The 19,714-nt window shown below is 71.0% G+C and carries 18 protein-coding genes, 2 rRNA genes and 1 pseudogene; 5 read left to right on the top strand and 16 right to left on the bottom strand.

All coding sequences use genetic code 11. The features are described from left to right. Positions 1 to 133: helix-turn-helix domain-containing protein (locus tag GKQ77_RS10910; protein ID WP_219688518.1), on the bottom strand; the 133-nt coding region annotated here is incomplete at its 3' end. Between the two features lie 242 nt (positions 134 to 375). Here GKQ77_RS10910 and GKQ77_RS10905 point away from each other — a divergent pair. Together GKQ77_RS10905 and istB are read left to right on the top strand one after the other, a co-directional pair. Next, complete coding sequence (locus GKQ77_RS10905) at positions 376 to 1,263, top strand: NAD(P)-dependent oxidoreductase (protein ID WP_308117619.1); 888 nt, start codon at positions 376 to 378, stop codon at positions 1,261 to 1,263. Between the two features lie 160 nt (positions 1,264 to 1,423). Next, on the top strand, positions 1,424 to 2,614 hold the full coding sequence (gene istB / locus GKQ77_RS33885) for an IS21-like element helper ATPase IstB (RefSeq protein WP_219688516.1): 1,191 nt from the start codon (positions 1,424 to 1,426) through the stop codon (positions 2,612 to 2,614). Positions 2,615 to 2,645: 31 nt separating this feature from the next. Here istB and GKQ77_RS10895 read toward each other — a convergent pair. The 7 genes and pseudogenes from GKQ77_RS10895 to GKQ77_RS10865 form a co-directional block, all read right to left on the bottom strand. Further along, positions 2,646 to 3,622 (bottom strand): annotated as a pseudogene (locus GKQ77_RS10895) (zinc-binding dehydrogenase). 81 nt (positions 3,623 to 3,703) lie between these two features. Next, the gene (hemB, locus tag GKQ77_RS10890) at positions 3,704 to 4,693 is read right to left on the bottom strand and encodes a porphobilinogen synthase (protein ID WP_219688515.1); all 990 of its coding nucleotides are present in this window, start codon (positions 4,691 to 4,693) and stop codon (positions 3,704 to 3,706) included. A gap of 64 nt (positions 4,694 to 4,757) precedes the next feature. Next, positions 4,758 to 6,416 (bottom strand): bifunctional uroporphyrinogen-III C-methyltransferase/uroporphyrinogen-III synthase, encoded by a 1,659-nt coding sequence (locus GKQ77_RS10885; protein ID WP_219688514.1) that lies wholly within the window; start codon positions 6,414 to 6,416, stop codon positions 4,758 to 4,760. Continuing rightward, positions 6,413 to 7,372: a hydroxymethylbilane synthase gene (gene hemC, locus GKQ77_RS10880; protein WP_219688513.1), complete on the bottom strand. Its 960-nt coding sequence runs from the start codon at positions 7,370 to 7,372 to the stop codon at positions 6,413 to 6,415. The genes GKQ77_RS10885 and hemC overlap by 4 nt, the downstream gene beginning before the upstream one ends. Beyond that, entirely contained in the window at positions 7,369 to 9,111 is a 1,743-nt protein-coding gene (locus GKQ77_RS10875; protein WP_219688512.1) for a glutamyl-tRNA reductase, read from the bottom strand. Before GKQ77_RS10875 ends, hemC begins: the two co-directional genes overlap by 4 nt. Beyond that, the gene (locus tag GKQ77_RS10870) at positions 9,108 to 9,863 is read right to left on the bottom strand and encodes a redox-sensing transcriptional repressor Rex (protein ID WP_125514322.1); all 756 of its coding nucleotides are present in this window, start codon (positions 9,861 to 9,863) and stop codon (positions 9,108 to 9,110) included. Before GKQ77_RS10870 ends, GKQ77_RS10875 begins: the two co-directional genes overlap by 4 nt. A 306-nt stretch (positions 9,864 to 10,169) precedes the next feature. After that, positions 10,170 to 10,448: a glutaredoxin family protein gene (locus GKQ77_RS10865; protein ID WP_219688511.1), complete on the bottom strand. Its 279-nt coding sequence runs from the start codon at positions 10,446 to 10,448 to the stop codon at positions 10,170 to 10,172. Positions 10,449 to 10,584: 136 nt separating this feature from the next. Here GKQ77_RS10865 and GKQ77_RS10860 point away from each other — a divergent pair, with 136 nt between their 5' ends. The 3 genes from GKQ77_RS10860 to GKQ77_RS10850 all read left to right on the top strand — a co-directional run bounded on the left by GKQ77_RS10860 (position 10,585) and on the right by GKQ77_RS10850 (position 14,203). After that, entirely contained in the window at positions 10,585 to 11,529 is a 945-nt protein-coding gene (locus tag GKQ77_RS10860) for an HAD family hydrolase (RefSeq protein WP_219688510.1), read from the top strand. A 344-nt stretch (positions 11,530 to 11,873) separates the two neighbouring features. Next, a complete protein-coding gene (locus tag GKQ77_RS10855; RefSeq protein ID WP_125514319.1) occupies positions 11,874 to 12,668 on the top strand; it encodes an ECF subfamily RNA polymerase sigma factor, BldN family in 795 nt (264 codons plus the stop codon). Positions 12,669 to 12,934: 266 nt separating this feature from the next. Next, positions 12,935 to 14,203, top strand: a complete 1,269-nt coding sequence (locus tag GKQ77_RS10850) for a DUF5667 domain-containing protein (protein ID WP_219688509.1) — start codon at positions 12,935 to 12,937, stop codon at positions 14,201 to 14,203. 67 nt (positions 14,204 to 14,270) lie between these two features. On the opposite strand, the gene GKQ77_RS10845 is transcribed toward GKQ77_RS10850, so the two are convergent. The 8 genes from GKQ77_RS10845 to GKQ77_RS10810 form a co-directional block, all read right to left on the bottom strand. After that, a complete protein-coding gene (locus GKQ77_RS10845; RefSeq protein WP_219688508.1) occupies positions 14,271 to 15,314 on the bottom strand; it encodes a lysophospholipid acyltransferase family protein in 1,044 nt (347 codons plus the stop codon). A gap of 14 nt (positions 15,315 to 15,328) precedes the next feature. Then, positions 15,329 to 16,378, bottom strand: a complete 1,050-nt coding sequence (locus GKQ77_RS10840; RefSeq protein WP_219688507.1) for an NAD-dependent epimerase/dehydratase family protein — start codon at positions 16,376 to 16,378, stop codon at positions 15,329 to 15,331. A gap of 236 nt (positions 16,379 to 16,614) precedes the next feature. Further along, positions 16,615 to 16,713 carry a 30S ribosomal protein bS22 gene (locus tag GKQ77_RS10835; RefSeq protein WP_003948845.1) on the bottom strand — a complete coding sequence of 33 codons (99 nt, stop codon included), beginning with the start codon at positions 16,711 to 16,713 and terminating at the stop codon, positions 16,615 to 16,617. Between the two features lie 158 nt (positions 16,714 to 16,871). Next, positions 16,872 to 17,081, bottom strand: a complete 210-nt coding sequence (locus GKQ77_RS10830; RefSeq protein WP_062770509.1) for a helix-turn-helix domain-containing protein — start codon at positions 17,079 to 17,081, stop codon at positions 16,872 to 16,874. Positions 17,082 to 17,213: 132 nt separating this feature from the next. Continuing rightward, the gene (locus tag GKQ77_RS10825) at positions 17,214 to 18,029 is read right to left on the bottom strand and encodes a phosphatase (RefSeq protein WP_219688506.1); all 816 of its coding nucleotides are present in this window, start codon (positions 18,027 to 18,029) and stop codon (positions 17,214 to 17,216) included. 97 nt (positions 18,030 to 18,126) lie between these two features. Further along, positions 18,127 to 19,302, bottom strand: coding sequence for an acetoin utilization protein AcuC (locus GKQ77_RS10820; protein ID WP_219688505.1), 1,176 nt, complete (start codon positions 19,300 to 19,302; stop codon positions 18,127 to 18,129). Between the two features lie 115 nt (positions 19,303 to 19,417). Beyond that, positions 19,418 to 19,534 (bottom strand): 5S ribosomal RNA (gene rrf, locus GKQ77_RS10815). Between the two features lie 86 nt (positions 19,535 to 19,620). Beyond that, positions 19,621 to 19,714: ribosomal RNA gene (locus tag GKQ77_RS10810) — 23S ribosomal RNA — on the bottom strand; the annotation flags it as partial.

Below are 19,714 nucleotides of genomic sequence, written 5' to 3'. Positions count from 1 at the left end.
CCACCGGCACCGCGTCGCCGTTGCAGTACCGGTGCAAGGTGGACGTACTCATATGGAGCCGCTTGGCCAGCACCCCGTAGCTGAGCCCGGACCGCTCCTTGAGCCCCCGCAGCAGCTCCGCGAGAGACGCCATGCACACCCTCCACCCTTCCGTCCCACGTTCCCCACCACCTGCCGGGCGAGCCAATGCCCCTGGCACAGACGGCGATTAAGCACAGCACGGTTCCGCATCCGACCGCCAACCGGCGCACCGCGCGCATCCCCGCTCACTCACCGAAAGGTAAGTACCGCACTAATTAGTCGGTACTTGTCCCAACCGCAGGGTCACGCGAAGCTCGGAGGCATCCCCACCGCAGCGCCTCCGAAGGAGCCCCCGTGCCCACCCGCACCGAACACCCCGCGTCCGTATCCGTCCTGGGCCTCGGCCTGATGGGCAGTGCCCTCGCTGCCGCCCTGCTCAAGGCGGGCCACCGGACGACCGTCTGGAACCGCACCGCCGCCAAGACGGGCCCCCTGACCGCCCAGGGCGCCACCCCGGCCGGGACAGCAGCGGAGGCCATCGAGGCGAGCGCCCTCGTCATCGTCTGCCTGACGACCAACGACGGCGTCCGCGCCCTCCTGGAGCCCGAGGCCACCGCCCTCGCAGGCCGCACCGTCGTGAACCTCACCAACGGAACCCCGGCGCAGGCGCGGGAGCTGGCGCACTGGGCGGCCGAGCACGGCATCACGTACATCGACGGCGGCATCATGGCCGTACCGCAGATGATCGCCACCCCCGGCGCGTACATCCTGTACAGCGGCACCGACGAAGAGGCGTACGAGACGCACCGGCCCACGCTGGCGGCGCTCGCGGAGACCAAGTGGGTCGGCAAGGACCCGGGCGCCGCCGCGCTCTACGACCTGTCCCTGCTCACCGGCATGTACGGCATGGTGATGGGCGTCGCCCAGGCCTACGCCCTGATCGGCACCGGAGGGGTCCCGGCCCGTGACTTCGCGCCCCTCCTGAAGGACTGGGTCAACGCGATGACGGACGGCCTGGTGCCCGGCATGGCCGAGGCGCTGGACTCCGGCCAGCACCTCACCGACGTGTCGTCCCTGGCGATCAACCAGGCCGCACTCCCCAACTTCCTGGCCGCCTTCGCCCAGCAGGGCCTGAGCGGCGATCTGTTCGAACCGCTCCAGGCCCTCCTGGACCGCTCGGTCGCCGAGGGGTACGGCGCCGACGGCCTCTCCCGCCTCGCCACCCTGATCAAGAAGGAGTGAGGACGAGGCCGGACGACCGGCGAGGAGGACCGGTCCGACTGGATTTCTATTAACCCCAACGGGTGGCACGAATTCAGATTGTCGGCGGCGGCGCACAAGAATGACGAACCTTCCGGCCGTTGGAGGTCTCGTGTCCCGCTCCGCCTCGCCCCCGCCGAACATGACCACGATGGGGTGTGCCCTCTTCGCGACCCGTTGGCTCCAAGCGCCCCTGTACTTCGGCCTGGTGGCCGCGCAGGGGGTCTACGTATACAAGTTCTTCAACGAGTTGTGGCACCTCATCCACCACGTCATCAGCGGTCACGCGGACGAGACGCACGTCATGCTCGCCGTCCTCAAGCTCGTCGACGTGGTGATGATCGCCAATCTGCTGATCATGGTGATCGTCGGGGGGTACGAGACCTTCGTGTCGCGGATCGGTCTGCAAGGCCACCGGGACCAGCCCGAATGGCTGTCACACGTCAACTCCAACGTGCTGAAGGTGAAGCTGGCCACCGCCATCGTGGGCATCTCGTCGGTGCATCTGCTCCAGATGTTCGTCGACGTGCACCACACGCCCCGGCACGACCTGCTGTGGGGCACGGTCATCCACATGGCGTTCATCGCGTCCGCGGCGATCCTCGCCTATATGTCCGGGCCCATGGCGGCGCACGAGAGCAGGTCGCGCACCGCGAAGGAGGGAGTGCCCACCGCGGTGATCCCGGCCCAGCGGGACGGCGATGCTGCCGACAGGGGACCGGAGACGGCGGAGTCGGCGGGGGACGGGGCCGAGGAGCGCATCGAGGCCGCCGGGTTCCCGGCGAGGAAGGTCCTGGAGATGTTCGACGAGGGGCATCTGCGGGCCCCCGAACCGCAGGTGATCACCCGGCTCGGCAAGGTCGACTTCGTCACCCGCAAGGCGAACGTGGTGCTGCTCGGCGGGCCGGGCACGGGCAAGACGCACCTGGCGGTGGCCCTCGGCGTACGGGCCTGCCAGGCCGGTCACCAGGTGCTGTTCGCGACCGCCGCCGAGTGGGGCGCCCGGCTCGCGGACGCCAAGGCGGCGGGGCGGCTGCGCGAGGAGCTGGCCCGGCTCGACGCGTACCCCGTGCTCGTCGTGGACGAGGTGGGTTACGTGCCCTTCGACTCCGAGGTCGCTCACCTGCTCTTCCAGCTCGTCTCGCACCGCTACGAGCGGGCCTCGCTGATCGTCACCGGCAACCGTCCGCTGAGCCGCTGGGACGAGGTGTTCGGCGACAGCGCGATGGCCTCCGCGACGGTGGACCGCCTCGCCCACCACGCGGAGATCATCACCCTCGACGCCGACAGCTACCGCACGCGCCGCCTGGAGCGATCCGTCCCGGCCTTCTGACCGGCGCCGCGCACGGCCGGCAGGCATCCGGCTACGGGACCAGGACCACCTTGCCCGTCGTCTCCCGCCGCTCCATCGCCGCATGCGCCTGCGCCGCCCGCGCCAGCGGGAACGCCTGCCAGGAGGGCACCAACTCCCCCTTCGCCGCGGCCTCCAGAGCCTCCCGCTCGCGCGCGGGCGCCTCCTCGGGGTGTCCGAGCAGCTCCATGAGGGCATTGGCGTACGAGATTTCCCGCTCGGCAAGAAGCTCCGGCACGGGCTCGAACGCCTCCTTGGAGGCCCAGCCGATGACGACGTACCGCCCGCCCCGCCCGATCAACTCGAAGGCGGCGGCGGCCTTCTCGCCCCCGACCCCGTCCAGGACGGCGGTCACCGGACGCCCCCCGAGCCGCTCGCGGACGGTGTCGGCCCACCCGGGCCGGTTGTAGTCCACGGCGACATCGGCGCCCAGCGCCCGCACCGCGTCGACCTTGCCGGGACCGCCCGCCGCCCCCACGACCGTCGCGCCGAGAGCGTGCGCGTACTGCACGACGAGCCGCCCCACGCCCCCGGCGGCGGACGTCACCAACACCACGTCGTCGGCGCGGAGTCGAGCGACCCCGAGCAGCCCCATGGTGGTGGCCCCGGTCATCACCATGGTCACCGCCTCCTCGAAGCCGAGGCCGTCCGGCACGTCATGCAGCCCGGCGACATCGGCGACCGCGAGTTCGGCGTACCCACCGGGGGCCCCGTGCGAGGTCACCACGGACCGGCCCAGCCATGCGGCGTCGACACCGGGGCCGACCGCGTCGACGACGCCCGCGACCTCGCCGCCGAACACGGACGGCAGCTCCGGCAGCGGGGGCGCCTTGTCCGAGGCCTCACCGGCCCGCATCACGGTCTCCACAAAGTGCGCCCCGGCCGCCCGCACGGCGATCCGCACCTGGCCGGGCCCCGCGACGGGGTCGGGCCAGGTGCGGATCGCAGATTCTCGGCGGGCCCGAACTCATGCAGAACAACGGCGTGCATCATGTCCTCCTCGGACAGGCCCTCCGTGGGCCCCTGTGCACACACCCTGCGACCTCAACCGCACTTCAGGTCAAGGGCCCGCTACAGCTGCCGCGCCACCTCGGTCGCCCAGTACGTGAGGATCATGTTCGCGCCCGCGCGCTTGATCCCCGTAAGGGACTCCATGATCGCCTTGTCCCGGTCGATCCAGCCCCGCTCGGCGGCGGCCTCGATCATCGCGTACTCACCGCTGATCTGGTACGCCGCCACCGGCACGTCCACCGCGTCGGCGACCCTCGCGAGGATGTCGAGGTAGGGCCCGGCCGGCTTGACCATCACCATGTCGGCGCCCTCTTCGAGGTCGAGCGCCAGTTCCCGCAGGGACTCCCGGGTGTTGGCCGGGTCCTGCTGGTAGGTCTTGCGGTCGCCCTTGAGGGACGAGCCGACGGCCTCGCGGAAGGGGCCGAAGAAGGCCGAGGAGTACTTCACGGTGTACGCGAGGATCGACACGTCCTCGTGCCCCGACTGGTCCAACGCGTCGCGTACGACACCGACCTGACCGTCCATCATGCCGCTCGGGCCCACCACATGGGCGCCCGCGTCGGCCTGGACCTGCGCCATCTCCGCGTACCGCTCAAGGGTCGCGTCGTTGTCGACGCGCCCCTCGGCGTCGAGGACGCCGCAGTGACCGTGGTCGGTGAACTCGTCCAGGCACAGGTCGGACATGACGATGAGGTCGTCACCGACCTCGGCGCGCACGTCCCGCAGAGCGAGCTGCAGGATCCCGTCGGGTTCGGTGCCCACCGTCCCCGCGGCGTCCTTCTTGGACTCCTCCGGCACGCCGAAGAGCATGATCCCGGAGACCCCGGCCTCCACCGCCTCGACGGCCGCCTTCTTCAAGGTGTCGCGGGTGTGCTGGAAGACGCCGGGCATGGAGTTGATCGCCACCGGCTCGCTGATCCCCTCGCGCACGAACGCGGGCAGGATCAGATCGGCCGGGTGCAGCCGCGTCTCGGCGACCATGCGCCGCATGGCCGGAGTCGTCCGCAGCCGCCGCGGCCGCGCTCCTGGGAAAGATCCGTACTTCGTCACTGACGTCACCTGGATTCGCTGCTGATGTCGTTGTGGGCGGGCCCGAAGGCCCGCCCACAAGAACCTACGGCGCGGTGCGTCGCCGGCGCGAACCGGGCCGCCGCTCGCTCGGCCGCGTCACCGGATCCCCGGCGTCGAGCGCCGCGGCCCGCCGCTGCGAACCGAAGTCGGCGAGCGCCTGGGCCAGCTTGAGGACCGAGGGCTCCGGAGCCATCACGTCCACCCGCAGCCCGTGCTCCTCCGCGGTCTTCGCGGTGGCGGGACCGATACAGGCGATCACGGTCACGTTGTGCGGCTTGCCCGCGATGCCCACGAGGTTGCGCACGGTCGAGGAGGACGTGAAGAGCACGGCGTCGAAACCGCCGCCCTTGATGGCCTCCCGTGTCTCGGCCGGCGGCGGCGAGGCGCGCACGGTCCGGTAGGCCGTGACGTCGTCGACCTCCCAGCCCAGGTCGATGAGACCGGCGACCAGCGTCTCCGTGGCGATGTCGGCCCGCGGCAGGAAGACGCGGTCGATCGGGTCGAAGACCGGGTCGTACGGCGGCCAGTCCTCCAGGAGCCCCGCGGCCGACTGCTCACCGCTCGGCACCAGGTCGGGCTTGACGCCGAAGGCGATCAGCGCGGCGGCGGTCTGCTCACCGACGGCCGCGACCTTGATCCCGGCGAAGGCACGCGCGTCGAGCCCGTACTCCTCGAACTTCTCCCGCACCGCCTTCACCGCGTTGACCGACGTGAAGGCGATCCACTCGTACCGCCCGGTGACCAGGCCCTTGACCGCGCGCTCCATCTGCTGGGGCGTGCGCGGCGGCTCGACCGCGATGGTCGGCACCTCGTGCGGCACCGCGCCGTAGGAGCGCAGCTGGTCGGAGAGCGAGGCCGCCTGCTCCTTCGTACGCGGCACGAGCACGCGCCAGCCGAAGAGGGGCTTCGACTCGAACCACGACAGCTGCTCGCGCCGGGCGGCGGCGGAGCGCTCGCCGACCACGGCTATGACGGGCTGCCCCCCGTCGGGCGAGGGCAGCACCTTCGCCTGCTTGAGCACCTGCGCGATGGTGCCGAGCGTCGCGTTCCAGGTGCGCTGGCGCGTCGTCGTACCGGCGACGGTCACCGTCATCGGGGTGTCCGGCTTGCGGCCCGCGGCCACCAGCTCGCCCGCGGCCGCCGCGACGGAGTCGAGCGACGTGGAGACCACCGCGGTGCCGTCGGACGCGCCGACCTCGCTCCAGCAGCGGTCGGAGGCCGTGCGGGCGTCGACGAACCGGACGTCCGCGCCCTGCGCGTCCCGCAGCGGCACACCGGCGTACGCGGGCACACCGACCGCGGCCGCGATGCCCGGCACGACCTCGAAGGAGACGCCCTCGGCGGCGCAGGCGAGCATCTCCTCGGCCGCGTCCGTGTCGAGGCCGGGGTCGCCGCTGACCGCGCGCACGACCCGCTTGCCGCTCCTCGCGGCCTCCATGACAAGATTGGTGGCGACTCGGATCGTCGCCGTGTCCGCGGTCGCTGACGTGTCGTCAGCCGCCGGCGGCAGGGGTGTGTCCACACCTCCCTTGGCATGCACACGGACGACATCGAGCACATCCGGCTCGGCGATCAGCACATCCGCTCGGGCCAGCGCCTCGACGGCGCGAAGGGTCAGCAGTCCCGGATCTCCGGGTCCGGCACCGAGGAAGGTGACGTGCCCGTGTGCGGGAATGCCGGGAAGGTTCGAGGTGGGGCTCAAAGTGCTCGCTCCCCCATCAGACCGGCCGCGCCCTTGGCGAGCATCTCGACCGCGAGTTCGCGGCCCAGCGCCATGGCTTGGGTCTCCGTCTCGGGCACGGGACCGGTGGTGGACAGCTGCACCAGCGTCGAGCCGTCGGTCGTGCCGACGACGCCGCGCAGGCGCATTTCCTTGACAATCTGCCCGTCGGCCAGGAGGTCGGCCAACGCACCCACAGGTGCGCTGCAACCGGCTTCCAGGGCGGCGAGCAGGGACCGCTCGGCGGTGACGGCGGCCCGGGTGTACGGGTCGTCGAGCTCGGCGAGCGCGGCGGCGAGTGACGCGTTGTGCGCGGCACACTCGATCGCCAGTGCCCCCTGGCCGGGGGCGGGCAGAACGGTGTCGACCGACAGGAAGTCGGTCACCTCGTCGGTCCGGCCGATGCGGCTCAGTCCGGCGGCGGCGAGCACGACGGCGTCCAGCTCTCCGTTGTGCACGTATCCGACGCGGGTGTCGATGTTCCCGCGGATCGGCACGGTCTCGATGGTCATGCCGTGGCTGCGCGCATACGCGTTCAGCTGCGCCATCCGGCGCGGCGAGCCGGTGCCCACGCGAGCGCCGTCGGGCAGCTCGGCGAAGGTCAGCCCGTCGCGCGCGATCAGGACGTCGCGGGGGTCCTCGCGCTCCGGCACGGCGGCCAGGACCAGCTCCGCGGGCTGCGCGGTGGGCAGGTCCTTGAGCGAGTGCACGGCGAGGTCGACCTCGCCCTTCACCAGCGCCTCGCGCAGGGCGGCGACGAAGACGCCGGTGCCGCCGATCTGCGCCAGGTGCTCGCGCGAGGTGTCGCCGTACGTCGTGATCTCCACGAGTTCGACGGGGCGGCCGGTCAACTGCCGTACCTTCTCTGCCACTTGGCCCGACTGGGCCATGGCCAGCTTGCTGCGCCTGGTCCCGAGCCTCAGAGCCCTCTCGGTCATGCCCGGCCTCTATTCGGGTCGTCGTTCTCGTTGTTCGAGTGGTCGGGGTTCAAGTGATCGGCACTCGGCTGCTCCGCGCTCAGGTGGTCGGCCCTGCTGACCGACGCGACCGTCTGCGGGTCGAGGTCGAAGAGCGTGCGCAGCGCGTCCGCGTACCCGGCGCCGCCCGGCTCGCCGGCCAGCTGCTTGACCCGCACCGTCGGCGCGTGCAGCAGCTTGTCCACCACGCGGCGCACCGTCTGGGTGATCTCCGCGCGCTGCTTGTCCGCGAGGCCCGGCAGCCGTCCGTCGAGCCGCGCGATCTCGCTCGCCACCACATCGGCGGCCATGGTGCGCAGGGCGACCACGGTCGGCGTGATGTGCGCGGCGCGCTGTGCGGCACCGAAGGCGGCGACCTCGTCGGAGACGATGCCGCGCACCTGCTCGACGTCGGCGGCCATCGGGGCGTCGGCGGAGGCCTCGGCAAGCGACTCGATGTCCACGAGCCGTACGCCGAGGACGCGGTGCACGGCGGCGTCGATGTCGCGGGGCATGGCGAGGTCGAGCAGGGCGAGCACGGCCGGGCGGGCCGCGCTCGCGGACGAGAGGGGCCTGCGCCGCTCCGGCAGCCGGCCCGAGACGCGCGCGGCCGCCACCAGCGCGGCGATGGCGTCGGCCTCGGCCCGCGGGTCGGCCTTCTCCTCGCGCCGCTCGGCCGGGGCGTTGTCGACCCAGGCGGCGTGCTGCTCCAGGGAGGCGGCGTCCATCCCGGCGACGGCGGCCTCACCGGCGACGGAGAAGCCGCGCGGGGCTGCCAGGTCGACGGGGCAGCCCTCGTCGGCGACGGTCGGCTGCGCGGCCTGCCCGCCCGATCCGCTCCTGGCCTGTGCCGGTACGTCACCGGTCCAGCTGCCCGCGGGCACGCGCCCCTCGACGGCGGCGGTGACCGCCTCGGCCGTCAGCACCAGACCGGTGGCGCCCGTGCAGGACACCGCCACATCTGCACGTGTCAGTTCGTGGGCCACCTGGTCCATCGGCACGGCACGCGCGCTCACGCCCGCGCCGCCCTCGCCCAGGATGGCGGCGAGCCGCTCGGCGCGCTCCAGCGTGCGGTTGGCGACGACGATCTCCTCGACCCCGGCCCGCGCGAGCGTCGCCGCGGCGAGCGAGGACATGGAGCCCGCGCCGATCACCAGGGCGCGCTTGCCCTTGGCCCAGGTCTCGACCGGCTCGCGCACGGCGAGCTGTTCGAGGCCGAAGGTGACCAGGGACTGCCCGGCGCGGTCGATGCCGGTCTCGGAGTGCGCGCGCTTGCCGACCCTGAGGGCCTGCTGGAACAGGTCGTTGAGGAGACGGCCCGCGGTGTGCAGCTCCTGCGCACGCGCGAGGGCGTCCTTGATCTGCCCGAGGATCTGCCCCTCGCCGACGACCATCGAGTCGAGACCGCACGCCACCGAGAAGAGGTGGTGGACGGCCCGGTCCTCGTAGTGGACGTACAGATAAGGAGTCAGCTCCTCCAGGCCCACGCCGCTGTGCTGCGCGAGCAGCGTCGAAAGCTCGGCGACACCCGCGTGGAACTTGTCGACGTCCGCGTACAGCTCGATGCGGTTGCACGTGGCGAGCACGGCGGCCTCGGCGGCGGGCTCGGCGGCCACCGAGTCCTGCAACAGCTTGGCCTGCGTGTCCGCGGGCAGCGCGGCCCGCTCCAGGACGCTCACCGGAGCGCTGCGATGGCTCAGCCCTACGACCAGGAGACTCATGCCGGCATCACGGCGGGGACGTCCCCGTCGGGTCCCTTGCGGTGCGGCTTGGCGGCGACGGGCGGCACGACACCGTCCGCGGCGGCCTCCTCGCCGGCCTTGCGCTGCTCGTGGAAGGCGAGGATCTGCAGCTCGATGGAGAGATCGACCTTGCGTACGTCGACACCGTCCGGCACGGAGAGGACGGTCGGCGCGAAGTTCAGGATGGAGGTCACACCGGCGGCGACGAGCCGCTCGCAGACCTGCTGGGCCGCCCCGGCCGGGGTGGCGATGACGCCGATGGAGACGCCGTTGTCCTCGATGATCTTCTCGAGCTCGTCGGTGTGCTGCACGGGCATCCCGGCGACGGGCTTTCCGGCCATTGCCGGATCGGCGTCGATCAGCGCGGCGACCCGGAAGCCACGCGAGGCGAAGCCGCCGTAGTTGGCCAGCGCGGCGCCGAGGTTGCCGATGCCGACGATGACAACCGGCCAATCCTGCGTCAGGCCCAGCTCACGGGAGATCTGGTAGACGAGATACTCGACGTCGTAGCCCACGCCTCGCGTCCCGTACGAACCGAGGTACGAGAAGTCCTTGCGCAGCTTCGCGGAGTTGACCCCCGCGGCGGCCGCAAGCTCCTCGGAGGAGACCGTGGGCACCGAGCGCTCCGACAGTGCGGTGAGGGCTCGGAGGTACAGCGGAAGCCTGGCGACGGTGGCCTCGGGAATCCCTCGGCTGCGGGTCGCCGGTCGGTGAGTTCGGCCAGTTGCCACGGTGCTCCTGCGGGTAGAGCGGGGCTGCAGGCGGTCACACGTCCCCAGACCGCCCCGTCGACAGCAGGCTATGTCTTTGTGAACGCGTGCACAAAGATTGTGTCCGATTTGCCCGGCCAACGTGACCGGGGTCACGCGCCCCCGGCGCACGATCGTGGAACCGGCACACGGGCGACATCGTTGCTCACTGGATGGGGGCAAAACCGCACACTCTCCTCACGATCATCGCCCCCGAGACCAAAACCGCCCCAAAGCGTAAACGACTTGGCGCCCAGTTTGGACTACCCAGTCAGTAACCTCGGCCGCTCAGTCGGCCAGCTCACGCCGCAGCCGGGCCTCGTCCACCCGCCAGAAGGTGTGCTGCTCCCCGTCCACCAGGACCACCGGGATCTGCTCCCAGTAGGCCCGGTGCAGCTCCTCGTCCTGCGTGATGTCCTTCTTCTCCCATGCGGCCCCCAACTCCCCGCAGACCTTCTCGATCACCAGCTGTGCGTCATCACACAGATGACAGCCCGGCTTCCCGATCAAGGTGACCGTGCGCTCCGCCGGGTTCTTCTTCTGCGTACGACGAAAAATCGGGCTCATGCCCCCATTCTCGCCCCGCCGACGCGCCCGGCGGCGGCACCGGGCCCGCGCCGTTTAACGGCTCGGTCGCGAAGAGTTCACAAGGGCGCATCCCGCCGACTCCGGAACCACCGAACGAACTAGCTATGCTCACGGCATGGCCGCTCTCGGATGGCTCACCCCCCGTAGGCGCTCCGCCACGGCGCGGAGCGTGTTGGCAGGCGAGGCCTCGGCCGAGGCCGCCCGCAAGTCCTCCCAGGAGCTGGAGGAACTGACCGGGCGGAGCACGCCGGGGCAGGGTCCGGCGGAACCGGCGTTCCCCGTCGTCGGCGACGTGGCCGCCGCCGCCTTCTTCGACCTCGACAACACCGTGATGCAGGGCGCCGCGATCTTCCACTTCGGCCGCGGCCTGTACAAGCGGAAGTTCTTCGAGCGCCAGGAACTGTTCCGATTCGCCTGGCAGCAGGCGTGGTTCAGGCTGGCGGGCGTCGAGGACCCCGAGCACATGCAGGACGCCCGCGACAGCGCCCTCTCCATCGTCAAGGGCCACCGCGTCACCGAGCTGATGACCATCGGCGAGGAGATCTACGACGAGTACATGGCCGAGCGCATCTGGCCGGGCACCCGCGCCCTGGCCCAGGCCCACCTCGACGCGGGCCAGAAGGTCTGGCTGGTCACCGCCGCCCCCGTGGAGATCGCCACGGTCATCGCCCGCCGCCTCGGCCTGACCGGCGCCCTCGGCACCGTCGCCGAGTCGATCGACGGCGTCTACACCGGCAAGCTCGTCGGCGAGCCGCTGCACGGCCCCGCCAAGGCCGAGGCCGTGCGCGCCCTGGCCGCCGCCGAGGGCCTGGACCTCGCCCGCTGCGCCGCGTACAGCGACTCGCACAACGACATCCCGATGCTCTCGCTCGTCGGACACCCGTACGCGATCAACCCCGACGCCAAGCTGCGCACCTACGCACGCGAGCGGGACTGGCGGCTGCGCGACTACCGCACCGGCCGCAAGGCCGCCAAGGTCGGCATCCCCGCCGCGGCCGGCGTCGGCGCGCTCGCGGGCGGCACCGCCGCCGCGATCGCCCTGCACCGCCGCCGCCACTGACCGGCCGTCACCGGCCCGCGCCCCCAACGGCGCCGGTCACCGCGCATTCCCCCGGTTCTACCCCGCCCTGTCTCCGGCCAGTCACGGTGGTTGCACTCGGCCACAACACGCCCCACGTGGCGACGGAATGTGAACCATTCTGATCAACAAGCGGTCACTCTCCGGTACTTGAAGCGCTTCCAATCGGTTACAGAAGCGACGTAATCGATGATTTGAGCAACTGGGTGTAGCGCTGCCTGTACGAAGCGTTATTCTCCTGAAACGCATGACGGACCCCGCGCGTCGCTACGACGAGTGAACGGTTCCGTACTGCACGTGATGGAAGCTCTGCCTCTGGGAGTCCCGTGTACCCACACGTCGGGGTTGACGCCTCGGGCCTGGCTACGCTGCGCGCAACGGTCATCGACCGCTTGCGCGGCTTCGTCCCCACCGCGTATGCCGTCCCGGCCGTCCCCGCCCTCGCCGTCCCCGCACCCGCCGGGCCGTGCTATGCCCTGGCGGACGGCGGTGCGGCAGTCAACAGACGGGCCCGTTCCGGCGCCGCTGCCGCCACCTCAACGCCCACCCCCCGCCGTCCCGCCGCGGACAGCGACAGCGCCCGCATGATGGAGCTGGTCGAGCGCGCCCAGGCCGGCGAGTCCGACGCCTTCGGCCGCCTCTACGACCAGTACAGCGACACGGTCTACCGCTACATCTACTACCGCGTCGGCGGCAAGGCGACCGCCGAGGACCTCACGAGCGAGACCTTTCTGCGCGCCCTGCGCCGTATCGGGACCTTCACCTGGCAGGGCCGCGACTTCGGCGCCTGGCTGGTCACGATCGCTCGCAACCTGGTCGCCGATCACTTCAAATCGAGCCGTTTCCGCCTCGAAGTGACCACCGGCGAAATGCTCGACGCCAACGAGGTCGAGCGCAGCCCCGAGGACTCCGTCCTGGAGTCCCTTTCGAACGCGGCGCTGCTCGAAGCCGTCCGCCGCCTCAACCCCCAGCAGCAGGAGTGCGTGACCCTGCGCTTCCTCCAGGGCCTCTCCGTGGCCGAGACCGCGCGCGTCATGGGCAAGAACGAGGGCGCGATCAAAACGCTCCAGTACCGCGCGGTGCGCACCCTCGCCCGCCTCCTGCCGGACGACGCGCGCTGACCCCGGCGCGCCCGCTCACCGTCCGTATCGCCCAACTCACCATCCGTGGCGGCCAGATGGCCGCCACGGCCCTTCGTCGATTCTTCGCGGTCCGATCATCCGCCGTCCGTAACCCAAGTGCCGCGACGCTCGTTGTGCGGGATGCAGGCTCCCTGTGGTTGCCCCCTGATCGCCTACGCTCACTCGATCGTGTGGAAGCGTTCAGGACAAGCAACCCTCAGGACCCCCTGGGGAGTCGACCGTCATGACGAGAGGAGGTGCCGCCAGTGATCGCGAACGTATCGGCCCACCGGCGGGCGAACGCCTTCGCCCAGGCCCTGGAGGAGCATTCCGACCAGGACCCGGCGGCCGAGCAGTCCGAGCAGTCCGAGGACTCCGCGCCCACCGCGCCCGCGGCCGCGTCCGTGGAGTCCCCCGAAACCACCGTGGCCCGCGCCGAGCCCACCGAGCAGGGCCGCATGCTGGCCCTCGCGGACGGTCTCGACGCGCTGCCCAAACCCGTCCTCGACCCCGAGGTCAAGGTCGTCCAGCGCGCCCAGCTCGTGGCCGCGATGGAAGCCATGTTCCTGGAGGGCGGCGCCGGCGCCTCGGTGCCCGAACAGCGCTCCCGCAAGGGCGCCCACCGAGCGGGCCCGCTGCACAAGCTGCGGCCCCGCTCCCGCCTCTCCAAGGGCATCGCCGCCGGCGGCCTCACCGTCGGCGTCGCGGCCGGCGCCTTCGGCGGAGTCGCGGCCGCCAGCTCGGACGCCCTGCCGGGCGACTCGCTGTACGGCCTCAAGCGCGGCATGGAGGACCTCAAGCTGGGCATGGCCGACGGCGACGTCGACCGCGGCCGGCTCTACCTCGACCAGGCCTCCACCCGGCTGAACGAGGCCCGCAGGCTGATGGAGCGCGGCCGCTCGGGCACGCTCGACCACGAGTCGCTCGGCGAGGTCAGGCGTGCCCTCTCCGGCATGCGGCACGACGCCACCGAAGGCCACCGCCTGCTCCTCGAGGCGTATGAGCGCGACGGCTCACTCGGCCCCATCCAGGCGCTCTCCGCGTTCTCCCGGTCGCACCGGGAGAGCTGGAGCGACCTCCAGGACCGCCTGCCGGTCCAGCTGGGGGACGTGGGCGCCCAGGTGGACTCCGTCTTCGACGCCATGGACGAAGAGGTCGAACCCCTGCGCGCACTGCTGCCCCGCGCCCCCGAGAAGGGCGGCCCCTCCGGCCGGTCCCCCCAGCGCCCCAGCGGCTCCGAGGGCACGGACGGACGCCCCTCCGCCCCCTCGGGCAGCGGCGGCGGACACCGCGGCGACCCGGGCGACTCCGGCAAGCCCAGACCCTCCTCACCGCACAGCCAGGGCGACGACGTGCTGGGCGGCAGCGTGGGCGGTCTCCTCGACCCACCGGACGAGAAGACCACGCAGCCCCCGTCGGCAGGCAAGCCCAAACCGGGCAAGGACCGCCCCTCCGCCAAGCCGGACGTCACCCTGCCCCCGATCCTGCCCGGCCTGCTCCCGGAGCTGGGCATCGACGAGGGGGACGCGAAGTAACCCTCTTCAGTACGTCATTGGGGGCGCCCTCCTCGGAGAGCGCCCCCAATGGCGTACGTACCCGTGGTCAGAAGAACACCGACCGCCGCTGCACCAACAGCTTGTACAGCGAATGCTGGATCTGTTCCCGCACCTGGTCCGTCAGGTTGAACATCAGCATCGGGTCCTCCGCCGCCTCCGGCGGATAGCCGTCCGTCGGGATCGGCTCGCCGAACTGGATCGTCCACTTCGTCGGCAACGGCACCGCGCCCAACGGGCCGAGCAGCGGGAACGTAGGCGTGATGGGGAAGTACGGGAAGCCGAGGATGCGGGCGAGCGTCCTCGCGTTGCCGATCATGGGGTAGATCTCCTCCGCCCCGACGATCGAGCACGGCACGATCGGCGAGCCCGTGCGCAGCGCCGTCGAGACGAAGCCGCCCCGGCCGAAGCGCTGGAGCTTGTAGCGCTCGCTGAACGGCTTCCCGATGCCCTTGAAGCCCTCCGGCATCACCCCGACCAGCTCGCCGCGCTCCAGGAGCCGCTCCGCGTCCTCCGCGCAGGCCAGCGTGTGGCCGGCCTTGCGGGCCAGTTCGTTGATGACCGGCAGCATGAAGACGAGGTCGGCGGCGAGCAGCCGCAGATGGCGGCCCTGCGGGTGGTTGTCGTGCACCGCGACCTGCATCATCAGGCCGTCCAGCGGCAGCGTCCCCGAGTGGTTGGCGACGATCAGCGCCCCGCCGTCGGCGGGGATGTTCTCGACGCCCTTCACCTCCACCCGGAAGTACTTCTCGTAGACGGGGCGGAGCAGCGACATCAGGACCTGGTCGGTCAGCTCCTCGTCGTAACCGAAGTCGTCGACCTCGTACTCACCGGTGAGCCGCCGCCGGAGGAAGGCCAGGCCGCCCGCGATCCGCCGGTCCCAGTCGCCGCCGCGCGCCTTCTGAGGCCGGTCCTCGGGTTCCGGGCGCGGGGGCGGCGGCTCCTCGTGGGCCTGCTGGCCCGGCAGCGCCTTGACCTCGCTCACGGGCGCGGGATCACCCGCGCGCCGGGGCGCAGGCCTGCGGCGCGGTGCGCGCTGCGCACCCGCGCGCGAACGGTCGTCGTCGAACGGAATGACCTTGGCGTCCGCCATCGTTGACGCTCTCCTCAGTTGGCGCATCGGTTGCCACCCGCGAGGGGCAGCGCGGCGATCCTGTCCACGGCCCCCGCGAGGGCACCTGGCGGCAGCAGGCCGGGACCCCGGCTGCGTACGAAGTCCGCGAAGGTCTCCGCGGTCGTGTACTTGGGCCTGAAGCCCAGTGTCTCGCGCATCTGCCGGGTGGCCACGACCCTGCCGTGGGTGAGCAGCCGGATCTGCTCCGGCGAGAAGTCCGTCACGCCGAGCGTGCGCAGCGCCGAGCCGACCCAGGTGACGGCCGGGAGCAGCACCGGCACGGTGGGGCGGCCGAGCCGCCGCGAGCACTGCGAGAGCAGCAGCTGGCCGTCGCCCGCGATGTTGAAGGTGCCGCTGTTGAGCGTCCCGCGCCGCGGTTCGTGCGAGCCGAGGCGCAGCACCTCGACCGCATCGTCCTCGTGGACGAACTGCAGGCGCGGGTCGTAGCCGAAGACGGTCGGCAGGACGGGCAGCGAGAAGTACTCGGCGAGCGGGGACTCCGCCGCAGGACCCAGGATGTTCGCGAAGCGCAGGACGCACACCGCCACATCCGGGCGGCGCCGCGCGAAGCCGCGCACATAGCCCTCGACCTCGACGGTGTCCTTGGCGAAGCCGCCACTGGGCAGCGACTTCGGCGGCGTCGTCTCGGTGAAGACCGCGGGGTCCCTGGGCGCGGAGCCGTACACGCTCGTACTGGACTTCACCACGAGCCGCTTCACGGTCGCCGACTTCTGGCAGGCGCCGAGCAGCTGCATGGTGCCGATGACGTTGGTCTCCTTGACCGAGCCCCGGCCGGCCCTGCCGAGCGCGGTCGCCGTCACGTCCATGTGGACGACCGTGTCCACGCCGTACTCGGCGAGCACCTTGGCGATCGCGGGCTGCCGGATGTCGGCCTGGACGAAGTCGGCGCCGCCGAGATGGTGCTCGGGCGGGATCGCGTCGACGGCGATCACCCGGTCGACCTCGGGATCTCGCTGGACGCGCCGGACGAACCGTCCGCCCAGCTGCCGGGCCACTCCGGTCACGAGCACGACCTTGCCCAAGATCAGCGCCTGCCTTTCCCCAACCCTCGCCGCACACCGCAGACTGTGTCCGGGCCCACGCTAGCGGGTCGGTGTCGCGCTGTGATGACCGCGCGCTGCGGGAAGTGACGACGGCCACAGGGGTACGTACGGACCAAGCTCCCGCCCCTCAAGTACCGCGCCCAGGTGCCCCAAACATGCCGAAGCCCTCCCACCGGGTGGTGGGAGGGCTTCGAAACCCGCTGTGCAGCGATCGCCTACTTCTTGTTGCGACGCTGAACGCGAGTGCGCTTCAGCAGCTTGCGGTGCTTCTTCTTGGCCATCCGCTTACGCCGCTTCTTGATAACAGAGCCCACGACTACCCTCGCTCACTTCTCTTCACTCGGTGCGGGGCAGCAGACTGGGCCCACACGACCTACGTCGGCCTAGCCTACCCGCCCCCGCGTGAAGGGCGTAATCGAGGGCCAAAGGATCCACGCGGACCCTGCGGCGAGGGGCCCGAGAGCCCCTGCCCTCAGCCGGCCTCCACCCCCACATATGACTCGCGGAGATACTCATGAACCGCCTGCTCGGGAACCCGGAAGGACCTTCCGACCCGAATGGCGGGCAGATGACCGCTGTGCACCAAGCGGTACACGGTCATCTTGGACACTCGCATCACCGAGGCGACTTCCGCCACGGTCAGGAACTGAACCTCGTTCAGCGGCCTCTGGTTCTCAGCCATGACACCCCACCTGAACCTTCCGCACATGACGGGCACCGGCTTCCCCTTCCGGTGACTCTTCGTCGCTGCGCGCTCACTCCCCAGACTAGGGGCGGATGATGCGAGTGGGGAAGAGGAGCAGCCATCGGCCGCCTACTGTGACAGACACGCTCGATTGAGTACATAGCGAGTAAGCGGTCGGTAGTAATCAGACCGCACAGCGTCATCAAGCGGAACGACGACGGACACCCGCCCCTCGGCCTCTCCGACGAACAGCGCGGGATCATCCGTATCCGCCAGACCGATCGCCTCAAACCCCAGCTGACCTGCTCCGCAGACCCATCCGTGGTCTCCGACGACCAACTCGGGAAGCGGTCCGCCGGCCTGTGCCGCGGCATCCAGAACGGCCCGAACCGGGAGCGGTGAATGGGTGTGTGCGCCGGTCGCACTCCCGGTGGAACGCACGCCGGGTTCGCGCACCAGCGCGACGCCTTGTGCGTAGTCAAGGTTGTACGTGCGTAGGCCGAACCGGGTCGTTATGTCGACACTGCTGCCCTGCGCAGGGGTGAGTACGGTGCATCCGGCCGCCGACAAAGCGTCCGCCAACGCGGCGTAGAAGCCCAGCAGTCGATGGGGGTGGCCGGTTCCGAAGAGTACCGGCAGCCGCCGCCGTGCCGCCTCCGAGAGCCGGTCGGCGAAGGCGTCGAGCGCCTTCAACGTCCGCTCCGGGTCGATGACATCGGCCCCCGTGGTGTGCCGTGGATCCGCGGAGACCCCGCACTTGTCCGCCATCAGCCGCAGCAGATCCGCGCATCCCCAGCCCCACTCGGGGTCGAGCCCGAGCAGCAGCCGCGGATCCCGTGCCGCGAAGAGCCGGTAACTGCGCAGGCTCTCTTCCCGGGAGGTGGCCACGGGCCCGGCCAGCCGAGCCGCCAAGAGGTGCGCACGCAGGGCGCCGGTGGTCAACACGGTCCGATGCTGGCGCATCGCCGGACGACGGGTTGTCAAAACCCCGAAAAACCCCCACAGTTGGGCTAACAGGGGCACAATGCGGGCGCATATGCCGTTACGCCAGCAGCCCCCGCAGCGGGAACGCGGCGCGCCGGGCCGCGAGGACGGCCTGGTCGAGCCGGTCGGCGGGGTCGTACCCCGACTCCCATCCCTGCCACTGGACGGGCCAGCGCCCATCCGTCATCCGCCCGGGCGCCAACTGCCGGGTACGTGTGAACACTTCCTGCCGCCACTCCTCGGGGACCGGGGCCTCGGGCTCGACCGGGCGCCCCGCGGCGATGGCCACGAGATGCGTCCAGGACCTCGGCACCACATCCACCACGGCGTATCCCCCGCCTCCCAGGGCGACCCACCGCCCCTCGGCGTGCTCGTGGGCCAGCTCGTGGCAGGCGACCTGTACGGCCCGCTGAGCGTCCAGGGAGACGGCGAGGTGTGCGAGGGGGTCCTCGAAGTGCGTGTCGGCGCCGTGCTGCGTCACGAGCACCTGCGGGCGGAACTCCGCGAGCAGCTCGGGCACCACGGCGTGGAAGGCCCGCACCCAGCCCGCGTCCCCGGTCCCGGCCGGCAGCGCGACATTGACCGCGGAGCCCTCGGCGTCGCCCGCCGCGCCCGTCTCCTCGGGCCATCCGGTCTGCGGGAAGAGCGTCCGGGGGTGCTCGTGCAGGGAGATCGTCAGCACCCGGGGGTCGTCCCAGAACGCGGCCTGCACCCCGTCGCCGTGGTGCACGTCGACATCCACATAGGCGACCCGCTCGGCGCCCAGCTCCAGCAGGCGCGCGATCGCCAGCGCCGCGTCGTTGTAGATGCAGAAGCCGGAGGCGCCGCCGGGCATGGCGTGGTGCAGCCCGCCCGCGAAGTTCACCGCGTGCAGCGCCTCACCGCGCCACACCGCCTCCGCGGCCCCGACGGACTGCCCGGCGATCAGCGCCGACACCTCGTGCATGCCGGCGAAGGCCGGGTCGTCCTCCGTCCCGAGGCCGTACTCCCCGCGCGCGGATGCGGGGTCCGAGGAGGCCGCCCTGACCGCCGCCACATAGTCCTCGCGGTGCACGAGCCGCAGCGTCGAGTCGCCGGCCCGCTTGGCCGCGACCACGTCCATCCCCCGGTCGAGCCCGAAGGCACCGACAAGGCTCCGGGTCAGCCCGAGCCTGACCGGGTCCATGGGGTGCCCCGGGCCGAAGTCATAACCCGTTACCGCCTCGTCCCACATCAGCTGCGCGCGCCCGCTCATGCCCGTCACGGTACCGGCCAGGTGCGGGGCCAAAGAATACGGACGTACAACACTTGGCCCCGGAACGCAGAAAACCCCCGCACCGAAAGGTGCGGGGGTTTCCCATTCAAAATTAGTTCGGCGGCGTCCTACTCTCCCACAGGGTCCCCCCTGCAGTACCATCGGCGCTATGAGGCTTAGCTTCCGGGTTCGGAATGTAACCGGGCGTTTCCCTCACGCTATGACCACCGAAACACTATGAAACTGACAACCGCACCGCCATGTGGCATGACGGGGTTGTTCGTGGTTTCAGAACCAACACAGTGGACGCGAGCAACTGAGGACAAGCCCTCGGCCTATTAGTACCAGTCACCTCCACCCGTTACCGGGCTTCCAGATCTGGCCTATCAACCCAGTCGTCTACTGGGAGCCT

It is taken from the genome of Streptomyces anatolicus, from assembly GCF_019400875.1.
In the GTDB taxonomy this organism is placed as follows: Bacteria; Actinomycetota; Actinomycetes; order Streptomycetales; family Streptomycetaceae; genus Streptomyces; species Streptomyces anatolicus.
The sequence above is the reverse complement of the archived record's forward strand: the minus strand, read 5'-3'. Positions and strand labels throughout refer to the sequence as shown.

What these genes read in the sequence shown, in the direction of transcription:
- istB (WP_219688516.1), top strand. Translation starts at nt 1,424, where the DNA reads ATGACCACGATGGGGTGTGCCCTCTTCGCGACCCGTTGGCTCCAAGCG.
- hemC (WP_219688513.1), bottom strand. Translation starts at nt 7,372, where the DNA reads ATGACCGAGAGGGCTCTGAGGCTCGGGACCAGGCGCAGCAAGCTGGCC.
- GKQ77_RS10875 (WP_219688512.1), bottom strand. Translation starts at nt 9,111, where the DNA reads ATGAGTCTCCTGGTCGTAGGGCTGAGCCATCGCAGCGCTCCGGTGAGC.
- GKQ77_RS10865 (WP_219688511.1), bottom strand. Translation starts at nt 10,448, where the DNA reads ATGAGCCCGATTTTTCGTCGTACGCAGAAGAAGAACCCGGCGGAGCGC.
- GKQ77_RS10860 (WP_219688510.1), top strand. Translation starts at nt 10,585, where the DNA reads ATGGCCGCTCTCGGATGGCTCACCCCCCGTAGGCGCTCCGCCACGGCG.
- GKQ77_RS10845 (WP_219688508.1), bottom strand. Translation starts at nt 15,314, where the DNA reads ATGGCGGACGCCAAGGTCATTCCGTTCGACGACGACCGTTCGCGCGCG.
- GKQ77_RS10830 (WP_062770509.1), bottom strand. Translation starts at nt 17,081, where the DNA reads ATGGCTGAGAACCAGAGGCCGCTGAACGAGGTTCAGTTCCTGACCGTG.
- GKQ77_RS10820 (WP_219688505.1), bottom strand. Translation starts at nt 19,302, where the DNA reads ATGAGCGGGCGCGCGCAGCTGATGTGGGACGAGGCGGTAACGGGTTAT.